The organism is Saccharopolyspora gregorii, assembly GCF_024734405.1.
Taxonomy (GTDB): domain Bacteria; phylum Actinomycetota; class Actinomycetes; order Mycobacteriales; family Pseudonocardiaceae; genus Saccharopolyspora_C; species Saccharopolyspora_C gregorii.
This window is the reverse complement of sequence record NZ_CP059556.1, coordinates 3,822,320-3,835,559: the sequence shown is the minus strand read 5'-3', so window position 1 is coordinate 3,835,559 and position 13,240 is coordinate 3,822,320. Positions and strand designations below refer to the sequence as shown.

Sequence of the window (13,240 nt, the reverse complement as noted above, 5' to 3'; positions counted from 1 at the left end):
GGTCCTCGCGGGCTGGGACCCGGACGCCACCTGCTGGCTCACCACCCCGCCCCGGATCGCGTCCGGCACGCGGTGGGCTTGCTCGAACGGGACGGACTGGCGCCCCACCGGGGAACGCGGCGGCTGAGCGGTCCGCGTGCCCGGAGTCCGCTACGTCGCCGCGTTCCTCGACCGGCACCTGCGCGGACTGCCGCGGCCCGTCCTCGACGGGCCCACCGAGCAGAACCCGGAAGCCCTGTTCTGGCACCACGGCCGACCGGCCCGCCCGGTGGTGGTCGCGCGACGAGAGCGCGGTCCCTGCGATGATCAGCGGCGGTGAGCAGTGCGTTCGGCGCTGCTTCCGGCAAGAGCGATCACCGCCGATCTGATCGGGGAGGAAGCAGGACGTGGACCCTGCGGTGCACGATTGGTTCCGGCGGCGTACCTTCCAGCGCCCTGAGTGGACGGTTCCGGAACTCGCGGAGTTGAAGGGCGAGCAACGGGTGAGCCTGGTGCTTCCGGCGCTGGACGAGCAGGAGACCGTGGGCCGGGTCGTGTCCACCCTCTTGCCGCTGACGGGGCCGGGACGGTCAGGCGAGCAGCCGCTGGTCGACGAGCTGGTGGTGGTCGACTCGGGCTCCGTGGACCGGACGGTGGCCGTGGCCGAGCGGGCGGGCGCTCGGGTGCTGCGCAGGGAAGACGTGTTGCCGCGGTGCGCACCGCGCCCTGGCAAGGGGGAGGTGCTCTGGCGGTCGCTGGCCGCGACCGACGGAGACCTCGTGGTGTTCGTCGACGCCGACCTCACCCGGTGCGAGGCGGACATCGTGCCCGCTCTGCTCGGCCCGTTGCTGAGTTCGGCGGAACCGGTGCTGGTCAAGGGTTTCTACCGGCGTCCGCTGGAGACCGGCGCGGTGCTGCCCGCCGCCGAGGTGGCCTCCGGTGGTGGCAGGGTCACCGAGCTGCTCGCCCGCCCGCTGCTGTCGGCGCTGCGTCCGGAGTTGAGCGGAGTGGTGCAGCCGCTGGCGGGGGAATACGCGGCGCGCCGAGAATTCCTGGAGTCCGTCCCGTTCGCACCGGGGTACGGGGTGGAGATCGGATTGCTGCTGGACGCGCATTCCGCGTACGGACTCGACGGTCTCGCGCAGGTCAACTTGGGAGTTCGCGGGCACCTGCACCAGGACTTGGCGGCCTTGGGCGTGATGTCGCGCCAGGTCCTCGACACGGCGTTGCGGCGGTGCGGAGTCGTCGGCACCGACGTGGCGTCCGCTCCGTTCGACCAGTTCCGCTTCGAGGACGGCAGCGCGGTGCTCCACCGCTCCGACGTGCTGGTGGAGGACCGCCCGCCGATGCGGACGATGGCCGGGCGCTGCACTGACCCGAGCTCGGTGATTGTCTGACTCCGCACGATCACCAAGCGTTATGCTGGTGCCGATCTTCGACGGAACCAGGGGGCGGCCTCGATGGCGGACGGTCACCGCAACGAGAACACGGGATCAGCGCAGGTCGTTGCCCAGGTGGGCACGCTCACCGGGGACATGCACCTGCACCTGCCTCGGCGGCAGGCCGAGCCGCGAAACCAGGTGCCGAACCCGACCTCGCACTACACCAACAACGAACGGCAGCTGTCGGAGATCAGCGCCGCACTGCTCCGGCCCTCGGACGAGGGCCAGGTGCCGGCGATCGCGGTGATCGTGGGTCCGCCGGGGAGCGGGAAGAGCGCCACCGGCTACCGCTGGGTGTTCGCGCACTCGAACACCTTTCCCGACGGGGTCTTCTACGCCCCGTTGGGTTCGGGGCCGGACGGCGCCGGAGCGCCAGGGGCGGAGAGCGAGGCGCTGCGCCAGTTCCTGATCCGCGTGGGGTTCGAGCCGCGCGAGATACCGGACAGCCTGGCGTCGCGCTCGGCCTGGTTCCGGGAGTGGAGCGCCGGCAAGCGGGTGGCCGTGGTCATCGACGATGCCGTGCGTGCCGCGCAGGTGCGGCACCTGCTGCCGGGCGTGGGCCGATCCGCGGTGCTGGTGACCTCCGTCGGGGACCTCAGCGGACTGCGAGCGACCGACCAGGTCACCTTCGTGGAGATCACCCCGCTGGAACCGGAGTCGGCGCGAGAACTCCTGCGCCGCATCGCGGGCGCGCCCCTGGTGGACGCGGAACCGGCGGCGGTGGAGGAGCTCATCGGGCTGTGCCAGGGATCGGCGTTGGCGCTGTCGGTGGCGGCCGTGCTGCTCGTGGGACGCGGCGAACGCCCCGTGGCTCCGCTCGTGGCACGGCTCTCGCGAGAAGGCCGCTTGGTGCGGGGACTCTCCCGGGACCCGGAGCTGTCGGTGGACGTCGTGTTCGACGCGGCCGCGGATCGGCTCTCCCCGGCGGAGCACGGCTGCTACCTGGCGTTCGGCCAGCACCAGGGCGACGGGGACATCAGCTTGGAAGCGCTCGCCGCCGGGCTGGACGCGGACCCGGAGGACGTCGAAGCGCACCTGGACCGACTCGTCGCAGCGAAGCTCGTGACCCGGACGGGGGAGGAACGCTACGGGGCGAACCGCTTGGTGCGCGAGCACGCCCGGCGGCGTGCCGAGCTGCACGAAGGCCGGAGCGCCGAAGCCCGGCGGATCCGCGACCGCCTCGCGAGCTACTACCGGATCGCCGCGGTGCGCTGCGGACACGCGATGAATCCGAGGCGTGGTTGGCTCGAACGGTTCTGGCCCGGCCTGACCTCGGGCGGTGCCCACGTCGAGAAGGCGCAGGCTCTGCAGTGGCTGGAGGCCGAACGGCGCACGCTGCGGGCGGTCATCGACGATGATCACCGGGAGGGCCGGGTCGAGACGTGCGTGCTCGCGATCGCTCTGTGGCCGCTGTACGAGCACAGCAAGGACTTCGCCGACCTCGAAGAGACGAGCCACTACGCCGAACGGCTCGCGGAACACCGGGAACTGCCGTTGGTGCGCACCCTCGCGCTCGTCCAGCGCGGTTTCGCGCCGCTCGGCAGGCAGGAGTACGCCGCCGCGGCGGAACTGTTCGCGCAAGCGCGGAAGCTGTGCACCGACCACGGAGACCTGGAGCTGACCGCCACCACGATCGAGTCGCAGGCGCTGGCCGCCCGTGGGCTCGGCCAGGTCGTGCGAGCCCGCGAGCTGTTCGAGGAGAACCTCGAGCTGGCGCGGAAGTCGGGCAATCAACAGCGGGTGGGCGTGGCACGGATGCATCTCGGGTCGGTGGCTCCCGCATCCGAGGCGGTGCTCCACCTCGAGGAGGCGTTGGCCTGGTTCGAGAAGGGCGATGCCGTCAACACCGCGAAAACGCGCATGTGGCTGGGGATGCGCCTCGGCGAGCTGGGGACGGCGGAGGCGGCAGGCGTAGCCCTGCACCGAGCGCTGGACACCATGCTCGAATTGCGCCGGCACACCGATGTGGCCCAGATCCGGCTGGGCCTCGCGGAGCTCGCGCTGGCCGCGGGCGATCGGGACGAGGCACGGGCCCAGCAGCGCGAAGCGCAGGCGCTCTACCGCTCGCAAGGCTGGTCGTCGCAAGCCGAGCAGGTCGAGGCGCGGCTGGCAGGGCCCGAAGCGTGAGCCGGGTCCGGTTCAGCCCTGCTGCACGCTGACCCCGAGGGTGCTCCGGCGGTCACCCGAGCGCACCGGAACCGTCCGCGGGAACTCGCTCGGAACGAGCCGGTCGCGCAACCACCGGTGCAGGATCGCGCCGCACACCGCGCCGAGATCGGGAGCGGCGGAGAACTCCACCGCCAGACCGTCCTGCGCCACCGCGAGCCACCGCCCCTCCGGAGTCCGAACCACCGCGAGCAGGCAACCGGGCAGCGCGTCCAGCGAAGCCCGCGCCCACTGCTCCGGGGCGGTGCACGGCTCCTCGTGCAACACGACGTCGGCGAGCTCGAGCATCCGCCGGGACGGGGATCGGACACCGGCCACCAGGACGACACCGGCAGCTGAGGGCCACGAGCCCGGAGTCGCCGCCGGATATCGCCGAACCCGCAGTTCGACGCCGACGCCCGGCTCCACGCTCACGAGCTGACCGGGTGGTGCGGGCAAGTCCACGTCGGGCAGCGGTACCGCTACGGGTTCGGCGGGAACATCGGGTTCGTCCAACTCCAGCCAGTCGTACACCGCGGTGCGCAACAACCTGGCGGACTCACCCGGCACCGAGGTGGCGAGTTCCGTCACACCGGCGAACCGCTCGGTTCGGTGGGAGCGAGCGGTGGATTCCAGTTGCGCGAGCAGATCACGATTCGGATCCAGCAGCGGTGCCGCGGCGTTGAGCCGGGCGATCGGCGATTCCGGGTCGAGCGATTCCTCGGGCGCCGCGGTCACCAGCAGTGGTGTGCCGAGAGCCGCCGAGTAGAAGGTGACCGAACCGTGGTCTCCGATGGTGAGATCGGCGGCGATGAGCGCGGCCCGCCAGCCCTCTTCGGGAGGCAGGACGACGACGCCGGCGCGGGCGCAGTCCTCGAGCCACATCCGCACCTGCCACGGCGAATGCCCGTGCCAGACGTTCGGGTGCAACGCGACGACGATGCGGTATTCGTCCAACGGGAGCCGGGCGGCCAAGCGGGCCACGATCGACGAATCCTGCCCGAACAGGGAGGAAGCTCCCCAAGTCGAGGAGACGAAGAGCAGCTGCTGCCCGGGGTGGACCCCGAAGCTCCGCCGGTAGGTCTCCCGCAGTGGAACGCTGGCCAGGATCCGGTCGAAGCACGGATCACCGGCGACGAGCGCCACGTCGACGGCTTCCGGGCAGTGTTCTCGCAGCCTGTCGACCTGCTCGACGTGCGAGAGCACCGTCGTGGAGGGGATGAGTTCGCCTTCGTGGCGCAGCCATTCATCGGACAATCCGAAAACGGGCTTCCGGGCTTCCGGGCTTCCGGGTTTCGCCAGCGTTTTGTTGTATCCCATGCCGTGCGGTACGACTAAGAGCGGAGCGGTCACTTCGTGCAGCGGACCGCCGTAGCTGGCGGATACCGCGAGGTCGAACTCCTGGGACATCGCCTCGGCCCAGGGGATGGGGATGATGTCGTGCGCCGCGAGGAACTCCGTGGTTCCCGTGGTGAAAGCACTCGACCCGATGCAGGTGAACGCGGTCTGGATGCGGTGGTCCGCGGCCCAGAGCGGGAGGATGTCGAGCAGCCGGGTAGCCGCGGTCACGTTGTGCACGATCGCCAGCACTGAGCGTTCCACTCGAACCGTGCGCCACGAGCGGCCGGCGGAACCGGCCAGCAACTCGCTCCACCGCAGCACGCCCACGGCCCGAATGCTACCGAAGCGCCTCACCCGGGCGAACGAGGTGAACGTCCGGCAAGCTGAGCAGTTCCCGCCTCAGGCCCCCACGTAGTCCGCGAGGTGCTGGGCGGTGAGGGTGGTGCGGGCCGCGACCAGGTCGGCCGGGGCGCCTTCGAAGACGACGCGGCCGCCGTCGTGGCCCGCGCCCGGGCCGAGATCGATGATCCAGTCCGCGTGCGCCATCACCGCCTGGTGGTGCTCGACGACGATCACCGACTTGCCGGAGTCCACCAGCCGGTCCAGCAACCCGAGCAGCTGCTCCACGTCGGCCAGGTGCAGGCCGGCGGTCGGTTCGTCGAGGACGTAGACGCCGCCCTGCTCCGCCAGGCGGGTGGCCAGCTTCAGCCGCTGCCGCTCACCACCGGACAGCGTGGTCAACGGCTGGCCGAGGGTGAGGTAGCCGAGGCCCACGTCCGCGAGCCGGCGCAGCACCCGGTGCGCGGCGGGGGTCTTCACCTCGCCGTCGCCGAAGAACTCCTCCGCTCGCGCCACCGACATCGCCAGCACCTCGCTGATGTTCCGGCCGCCGAGCCGGTGCTCCAGCACCGCCGGCTGGAACCGCTCGCCCTCGCAGTCCTCGCACGTGGTGGCGACCCCGGCCATCATCGCCAGGTCCGTGTAGACCACCCCGGCGCCGCCGCAGCCGGGGCAGGCGCCCTCGGAGTTCGCGCTGAACAGCGCCGGTTTCACGCCGTTGGCCTTCGCGAAGACCTTGCGGATCGGGTCGAGCAGCCCGGTGTAGGTGGCGGGGTTGCTGCGCCGCGAACCGCGGATCGGGGACTGGTCCACGGAGACCACCCCGGCGTCCTTCGGCAGCGAACCGTGCACCAGGGAGCTCTTGCCGGACCCGGCGACGCCGGTGACGGCGACCAGCACGCCGAGCGGGATGTCCACGTCCACGTCCCGCAGGTTGTGCGCGCGGGCGCCGCGCACCTCGATCGTCCCGGACGGCTCCCGGACCGAGGTCTTCAGCGCGGCCCGGTCGTCGAAGTGCCTGCCGGTGGTGGTGCCCGCCGCCCGCAACCCCGCCACGTCACCTTCGAAGCACACCTCGCCGCCGTCCGACCCGGCGCCCGGCCCGAGATCCACGACGTGGTCGGCGATCGCGATCGTCTCCGGCTCGTGCTCCACCACCAGCACCGTGTTCCCCTTGTCCCGCAGGCGGAGCAGCAGGTCGTTCATCCGCCGGACGTCGTGCGGGTGCAGGCCGGTGGTGGGCTCGTCGAAGACGTAGGTGACGTCGGTCAGCGCGGAACCGAGGTGCCGCACCATCTTCACCCGCTGCGCCTCGCCGCCGGACAGGGTGCCCGCGGGCCGGTCCAGCGACAGGTAGCCGAGCCCGATCTCCACGAACGACTCCAGCGTCCCGCGCAGCGAGGTGAGCAGCGGCGCCACCGACGGCTCGTCCAGGCCGCCGATCCACCCGGCGAGGTCGCTGATCTGCATCGCGCACGCGTCCGCGATGCTCACCCCGCCGATCTTCGAGGAGCGGGCCGCCGCGGTGAGCCGGGTGCCGTCGCAGTCCGGGCAGGTCGCGAACGTGACCGCGCGCTCCACGAACGCCCGGACGTGCGGCTGCATCGACTCGACGTCCTTGGCCAGGAACGACTTGCGGATCTTCGGGAGCAGTCCCTCGTAGGTGAGGTTGACGCCCTCCACCTTCACCTTCGTCGGCTCGCGGTGCAGGAAATCGCGCATCTCCCGCGCGGTGAAGTCGCGGATCGGCTTGTGCGGGTCCAGGAATCCGGATTCGGCGTAGACGCGGACCGTCCAGAAGTTGTCCGACTTCCAGCCGGGGATGGTGAACGCGCCCTCGGACAGCGACTTGGAGTCGTCGTAGAGCTCGGTGAGGTCGATGTCGGAGATGCCGCCGCGGCCCTCGCAACGCGGGCACATGCCGCCGGTGACGCTGAACTCGCGGCGCTCCTTCACGGTCCGGCCCCCGCGCTCCACGGTCACCGCGCCTGCCCCGCTGAGCGAGGCCACGTTGAACGAGAACGCCTGCTGCGAACCGAGGTGCGGCTGTCCGAGCCTGCTGAACAGGATGCGCAGCATCGCGCCGGTGTCGGTGGCGGTGCCCACGGTGGAGCGCGGATCGGATCCCATCCGCTGCTGGTCCACGATGATCGCGGTGGTGAGCCCGTCGAGCACGTCCACCTCGGGCCGCGCCAGGGTCGGCATGAAGCCCTGCACGAACGCGCTGTAGGTCTCGTTGATCATCCGCTGCGACTCGGCGGCGATGGTGCCGAACACCAGCGAGCTCTTGCCGGAACCGGACACGCCGGTGAACGCCGTCAGCCGCCGCTTGGGGAGCTCGACGCTGACGTCCCGCAGGTTGTTCACCCGCGCGCCGTGCACCCGGATCAGGTCGTGGCCGTCGGCGGCGTGGCGCGCCCCCTGGTCGTTGCTCATCGACGTCTCCCGGTGCCTGGCGGTGGATCGGTGGCCGGCCGTGCGGTCGGGTGGTGACCCCGCCGCGCGCCCGATCCCGCACCGATCCGCGTTCCGCGACCCCCGCGCGCACTCCGGCGGACCGTGCGGGAGGCAGCCTAGGCGCTCACCCCGACGACGCGAGCGGTCCAGCCGCCGGCGGTGCCGCCGTGCTGCCGCGCACGGCGAGCTCGGGGGTGAGCAACCGGTCGGACGGGGTGGTGCGCTGCCCGTCGAGCCGCTCCGCGCAGGCCTCGACGGCGAGGTCGGCCATCGTCGCGGTGTCCTGCCGCACGGTCGTGAGGTCCACGTACGGCAGTCCCGCGACCCGGCTGTCGTCGTAGCCGACCACCGAGAGGTCCCGCGGCACGCGGAACCCGCCGCGCAGCGCGGTGCCGACGAACCCCGCGGCGCACAGGTCGTTGCCCGCCAGCACGGCGGTGGGCGGCCGGGGATCCGCGAGCAGCCGCCGCGCCGCGACCGCGCCGGACTCCTCGGTGTAGTCGCCGGGCAGCACCCGCACGTGCGCGGCGAGCCCGTGCGCGCGCATCGCCGCCCGGTAGCCGTCGCGGCGCGCGGCGGCGCCGGGCAGCGTGCCGCCGTCGACGTGCGCGATGTCGCGGTGGCCGAGCCCGGCGAGGTGGTCCACGGCCAGCCGGGCTCCGGCGTCGTCGTCGGTGCGCACGCTGTCGATGCCGTCCGCGCCGGTGCGCTGGCCGATCTCGACGACGGGCACCCGCTCGGCGACCTTCGCCAGGTGCGCCGGGGCCTCCACGGCGAGCCCGATGAGGACCAGCGCCTCGCAGCGCAGCCCGAGCAGTTCGTCGACGGTGCGCCGCACGGTGCGGCTGGGCAGGATCGCGCTGAGCACCACGCCGTAGTCGAGCCGGGCCGCGGCGGTGTAGAGCGCTTCGACCACGTGCGGGTCCAGCGCGTGCCCGAGGGTGAACAGCACGCCGAGCTGCCTGCTGCGGGCGCGGCGCAGCAGCTGCGCGGCGAGGTCGGCGTGGTAGCCGAGGTCTTCGGCGATGCGCAGCACGTGGTCGCGGGTGCCCGCGTTCGGGCCGGGCTTGTCGCCGAGCACCAGGGACACGGTCTGCCGGGAGACCCCGGCCGCGGCGGCGACGTCGGCCATGGTGGTGCGCCTGCCAGCGGGTTCCCGCATCCCGTCCCTCCGCGCCGTCGCCTCCGGGTGCTCGGCATGGTAGCCGGTGCCCGGTCGCGGGTGAGATCACAGCGGCGCGGCTTGAAACGGTGCCGCGGCGGCTGCGACCCTGTTTTGGCACGTGCCAAACGATCGGCCGCGTGCCCTCGCGGCGAGTCCGGTGTCGTGCCGCCGACGATCCTCCGACCCCTGGTGAAAGGTCCGCCCCGATGGCTCTGGCGTTGCTGGCGCTCGCCCTGGGGGCGTTCGCGATCGGCACCACCGAATTCGTGATCATGGGGCTGCTCCCGCAGGTCGCGGGCGGTCTCGACATCTCCATCGCCTCCGCCGGGCACCTGGTGTCCGCGTACGCGCTGGGCGTGGTGATCGGCGCGCCGCTGCTGACCGCGCTGGGCACCCGGCTGCGGCGCAGGAACGCGCTGCTGGCGTTCCTCGGGGTGTTCGTGCTCGGCAACCTCGCGACCGCGCTCGCCCCCGGCTACGGGGCGGTGTTCGCGGCCCGGCTGCTGGCGGGGCTGCCGCACGGCGCGGTGCTCGGCGTCAGCACCCTCGTCGCCGCGCACCTGGTGGGGCCCGCGCGGCAGGCCACCGCGGTCGCCCGGGTGCTGCTCGGGCTCACCGTCGCCAACATCGTCGGGGTGCCCGCGGGCACCTACCTGGGCCAGGTGTTCGGGTGGCGGGCCGCGTTCCTCGTGGTCGCCGTGCTGGGCGCGGTCGCCGTCGCCGGGGTCGCCGCGTTCGTGCCGCACGTGCCGGTCGCCGCGGGCGGGGGGCTGGGCCGCGAGCTGCGGGCGCTGGGCCGTCGGCAGGTGTGGCTCGGCCTGGTCACCGCCGTGTTCGGCTTCGCGGGCGTGTTCGCCGTCTACAGCTACATCTCGCCGATGATGACCGAGCTCGCCGGGCTGCCCGCGGCGGCCGTGCCGGTGGTGCTGGCGCTGTTCGGCGTCGGCATGACCGCCGGATCGCTGGTGGTCGGGCCGCTGGGGGACCGGGCGCTGCGCCCGACGATCTACGGGGCGCTGGCCGCGCTGGCGGTGGTGCTGGTCGTGTTCGCCTGGGCGGTGCACACCCCGTGGGCCGCGGTGCTGCTGACGGTGCTGCTCGGCGCGGTCGGGTTCGGGGTCACGGCACCGCTGCAGGTGCTGATCATGCAGAAGGCCGGGGACGCGCCGACGATGGCGGCCGCCTCGAACCACTCGGCGTTCAACCTGGCCAACGCGGGCGGGGCGTGGCTCGGCGGGGTCGGGATCAGCGCCGGGTTCGGCTACGCGTCCCCGGCGATCATCGGCGCCGTGCTCACCGTCGTCGGGCTCGGGCTGGCGCTGCTCGCCGGACGCCTGGACCGCGGCGACGGGGCGGGACCGGAGGTCGTCGCGGTCGGCGGCCGCGCCCGCGCGGACGAGCTCTGCGCCGACCGCGACTGAGCGGCCCGCAGGCGCCCGGCCCGGTCCCGAGGCGGATCAGCCGACGCGGTCGTCGGAGCGGGGGACCAGGCCGGACGGCGGCACCAGGCCCCACCGCTCGAGCTGCGCCCGGACCTGCTCGGCGGCGTCGATGTTCAGCGGCCCGGACGTCCACATCGAGTACGGCAGGTTGAGGAACCGCTGCTCGGTGACCGCCCGCAGCCGGTCGATGCCGGGCCGCGCCCGCAGCATCGCCACCTTCTCCGCGAAGGTCTGCGGCGGGTAGTCCACGAACAGGAACGCGTCCGGCTCGGAGGCGGCGACCCGCTCCCAGGACACCTTCGTCCAGGTGTCCCGGACGTCCTCGATGGCGTTGCGCCCGCCCGCCGCGTCGATGATCGCCTGCGGCCCGCCCTTGTTCCCGCTGGAGAACACGGTGTCGCTGGCGCTGTCGAACAGGAAGATCGTCGGCTTGCGCCGCGGTTGCGGGGCGGCGCGCAGCGCGTCGAGCCGGCGCTGGACGTCGGCGTTGACCCGCGCGGCCTGCTCGGTGCGCCCGGTGATCGCGCCGAGGTTGGTGAGGTCGGTGCGCAGCGCCTGCCACGGTTCGACGATGCCGCGGGCCTTCCCGGCGCCCTGCCGGCAGCTCTCGGTCAGCACGTACCCGGCGATGCCGGCGCCGCGCAGGCCGTCCGGGGTGAGCCGGGTCGATTCGCTGTAGCCGTAGTTCCACCCGGCGACCACCACGTCGGGCCGTTGCGCCAGCACCGTCTCCCGCGAGGGCGAGGAGGGCGCGACGACGGGCAGCCGGTCCACCGCGTCCCCGTAGTGGCGGCGCAGCACGTCGGCGTCGCGCTGCAGGCTGGACACGGCGGCGACCTGCTGCTGCGCGCCGAGCGCCAGCACCATCGAGATCATGTTGCCGTCGTTGACGAACATCCGCTGCGCGGGGGCGGGGAACTCGGCGGGAGCTCCGCAGTTGTCGACGGTGATCGTCGGCCCGCCCGGCCCGCCGGGCGCGGCGGTCCCGCAGGAGGCCAGCAGGGCGGCGGCGGTGACCGCGATCAGCGTCCGGGCGTGTCGTCGCATGGTGCGTCCTCGTTCGGTGCGGCCCCGATGAGCAGGTGGGTCCTGCCGGTACGGGGATGGGTGACGGGGGTGGCTTCGACGCCGAAGACCTCGCGGACCACCTCGGGCGCGAGCGCCTCGTCCGGTGCGGCGAGCGGGCGGGCGGTGCCCTCGTGCAGCACCAGCACCCGGTCGCAGGTGGCGGCCGCCAGCGCCAGGTCGTGCAGGCTGAGCACGCAGGTCCGGTCGGAGTCGCGCACCAGCCGCAGCAGCTCCAGCTGGTGGTGCGCGTCGAGGTGGTTCGTCGGTTCGTCGAGCAGCAGCAGCGGGGTCCGCTGGGCGAAGCCGCGGGCCAGCAGCACCCGCCTGCGCTCCCCGCCGGAGAGCCGGTCCACCGGACGGTCCTCGAAACCGGCCAGGTCCACCGCGCGCAGCGCCTCGGCCACCGCCGCGCGTTCGGCGTCGCCGCCGCCGGACCACGGCGCCCGGTAGGGCGTGGTGCCGAGCGCGACGAACTCGCCGACCAGGAAGTCCGGCGGCAGGTCCTCCTCCTGCGGGACCAGCGCGACCCGGCGCGCCCGCTGCCGGGCGGTCAGCCGGTGCAGCGCGGTGCCGTCGACCAGCACCTCCCCGGCCGCCGGGCGCAGGATCCCGGCGAGCGCGCGCAGCAGCGTGGACTTCCCGGCGCCGTTGGGCCCGACCACGCCGATCGTCTCGCCCGCGGTGGCGCTCCAGGTCAGCTCGCGCAGCACGGTGCGGTCGCCGAGCGCGCAGCGCAGCCCGGTCACCTGCACCGGCGCGCTCACGACGCACCGCCGTAGGCGTAGCGGCGCCGCCCCAGCAGCACCAGGAACACCGGCGCCCCGATCAGCCCGGACACCACGCTGAGCGGGATCTCGGTGGGCCGCACCAGCACCCGCGTCGCGACGTCCACCCACAGCAGGAACAGCGCCCCGGCGAGCGCGGCGACCGGCAGCAGCGCCCGGTGCCGGGCGCCGACGACGAGCCGGGCGATGTGCGGGACGACGAGCCCGACGAACCCGATGCCGCCGGAGACCGCGACCAGCACCCCGACCAGCACGGCCAGCAGCACGAACAGCGCGATCCGCAGCGCCCGCACCGGCACGCCCAGCGCGGCCGCGGTGTCCGGCCCGGTGCTGAGCGCGTCGAGCCAGCCGCTGCCCGCGAACAACGCGACGCCCGCCACCGCCACGACACCGGCGGGCAGCGCGAGCTGCGACCACTCCGCCCCGGCGAGGCTGCCCAGCAGCCAGAACAGCACCGACTGCGCGGCGGCCGGATCGGAGCTGCGGAACACCAGGAAGCTCGCGACGGAGGAGAACGCGGAGCCGAGCACCGTCCCGATCAGCACCAGCCGCAGCGGGGTCAGCCCGCCCTGCGCCACCGCGATGCCGAAGACCAGCAGCGCCGAGCACAACGCCCCGGTCAGCGCCCCCGCCGACAGCGCCCAGATCCCGGCCCCGGCGAACAACCCCGTCGTGATCACCAGGGTGGCGCCGACCCCGGCGCCGGAGGACACCCCGAGCAGGTACGGGTCGGCGAGCGGGTTGCGCACCAGCGTCTGCATCGCGGCCCCGGCCAGCGCCAGCCCGGCTCCGACGACCACGGCCAGCAGGGCCCGCGGCAGCCGCAGGTTCCAGACGATCGTGTCGTGCACCAGGTCGGCGGGGACCCCGCCGGTGATCCGGCTCAGCAGCGCGTCGGCGACGGGACCGATCGGGAGCGGTTCGGCGCCGAACGCGGTGGACAGCCCGGTGCTGACCGGCAGCAGCGCGCACAGCAGCAGCACGACCAGCGGGGCGCGCAGCCTGCGCGGCGGTGACCCGCGCCGGGTGGTGTCGGGACGTGGCGGCACGGGAGCGGCACCCTCCTCGGGCTGGCGC

At 73.4% G+C, this 13,240-nt stretch carries 10 protein-coding genes; 4 read left to right on the top strand and 6 right to left on the bottom strand.

From position 1 onward, the window contains the following. Positions 1 to 136 precede the first annotated feature (136 nt). The 3 genes from H1226_RS16700 to H1226_RS16690 all read left to right on the top strand — a co-directional run bounded on the left by H1226_RS16700 (position 137) and on the right by H1226_RS16690 (position 3,548). Complete coding sequence (locus H1226_RS16700; RefSeq protein ID WP_258341559.1) at positions 137 to 319, top strand: hypothetical protein; 183 nt, start codon at positions 137 to 139, stop codon at positions 317 to 319. Between the two features lie 79 nt (positions 320 to 398). Continuing rightward, on the top strand, positions 399 to 1,376 hold the full coding sequence (locus H1226_RS16695) for a glucosyl-3-phosphoglycerate synthase (protein WP_258349435.1): 978 nt from the start codon (positions 399 to 401) through the stop codon (positions 1,374 to 1,376). A gap of 63 nt (positions 1,377 to 1,439) precedes the next feature. Continuing rightward, the gene (locus H1226_RS16690; RefSeq protein ID WP_258341558.1) at positions 1,440 to 3,548 is read left to right on the top strand and encodes a hypothetical protein; all 2,109 of its coding nucleotides are present in this window, start codon (positions 1,440 to 1,442) and stop codon (positions 3,546 to 3,548) included. Between the two features lie 12 nt (positions 3,549 to 3,560). Here H1226_RS16690 and H1226_RS16685 read toward each other — a convergent pair whose 3' ends face one another. From H1226_RS16685 to H1226_RS16675, 3 genes are all read right to left on the bottom strand, one after another. Continuing rightward, on the bottom strand, positions 3,561 to 5,234 hold the full coding sequence (locus tag H1226_RS16685; protein WP_258341557.1) for a hypothetical protein: 1,674 nt from the start codon (positions 5,232 to 5,234) through the stop codon (positions 3,561 to 3,563). Between the two features lie 72 nt (positions 5,235 to 5,306). After that, a complete protein-coding gene (locus tag H1226_RS16680) occupies positions 5,307 to 7,682 on the bottom strand; it encodes an excinuclease ABC subunit UvrA (protein ID WP_258341556.1) in 2,376 nt (791 codons plus the stop codon). Positions 7,683 to 7,827: 145 nt separating this feature from the next. Further along, complete coding sequence (locus H1226_RS16675) at positions 7,828 to 8,865, bottom strand: LacI family DNA-binding transcriptional regulator (protein WP_258341555.1); 1,038 nt, start codon at positions 8,863 to 8,865, stop codon at positions 7,828 to 7,830. 209 nt (positions 8,866 to 9,074) lie between these two features. Between H1226_RS16675 and H1226_RS16670 the strand changes: the two genes are divergently transcribed. Continuing rightward, complete coding sequence (locus tag H1226_RS16670; RefSeq protein WP_258341554.1) at positions 9,075 to 10,289, top strand: MFS transporter; 1,215 nt, start codon at positions 9,075 to 9,077, stop codon at positions 10,287 to 10,289. A gap of 36 nt (positions 10,290 to 10,325) precedes the next feature. Here H1226_RS16670 and H1226_RS16665 read toward each other — a convergent pair whose 3' ends face one another. From H1226_RS16665 to H1226_RS16655, 3 genes are read right to left on the bottom strand one after another with little or no spacing between them, the layout of a single operon-like run. Beyond that, complete coding sequence (locus tag H1226_RS16665) at positions 10,326 to 11,357, bottom strand: ABC transporter substrate-binding protein (protein WP_258341553.1); 1,032 nt, start codon at positions 11,355 to 11,357, stop codon at positions 10,326 to 10,328. Then, positions 11,333 to 12,142 carry an ABC transporter ATP-binding protein gene (locus tag H1226_RS16660; RefSeq protein ID WP_258341552.1) on the bottom strand — a complete coding sequence of 270 codons (810 nt, stop codon included), beginning with the start codon at positions 12,140 to 12,142 and terminating at the stop codon, positions 11,333 to 11,335. Before H1226_RS16660 ends, H1226_RS16665 begins: the two co-directional genes overlap by 25 nt. Then, entirely contained in the window at positions 12,139 to 13,212 is a 1,074-nt protein-coding gene (locus tag H1226_RS16655) for a FecCD family ABC transporter permease (RefSeq protein ID WP_224957512.1), read from the bottom strand. Before H1226_RS16655 ends, H1226_RS16660 begins: the two co-directional genes overlap by 4 nt. Positions 13,213 to 13,240 lie beyond the last annotated feature (28 nt).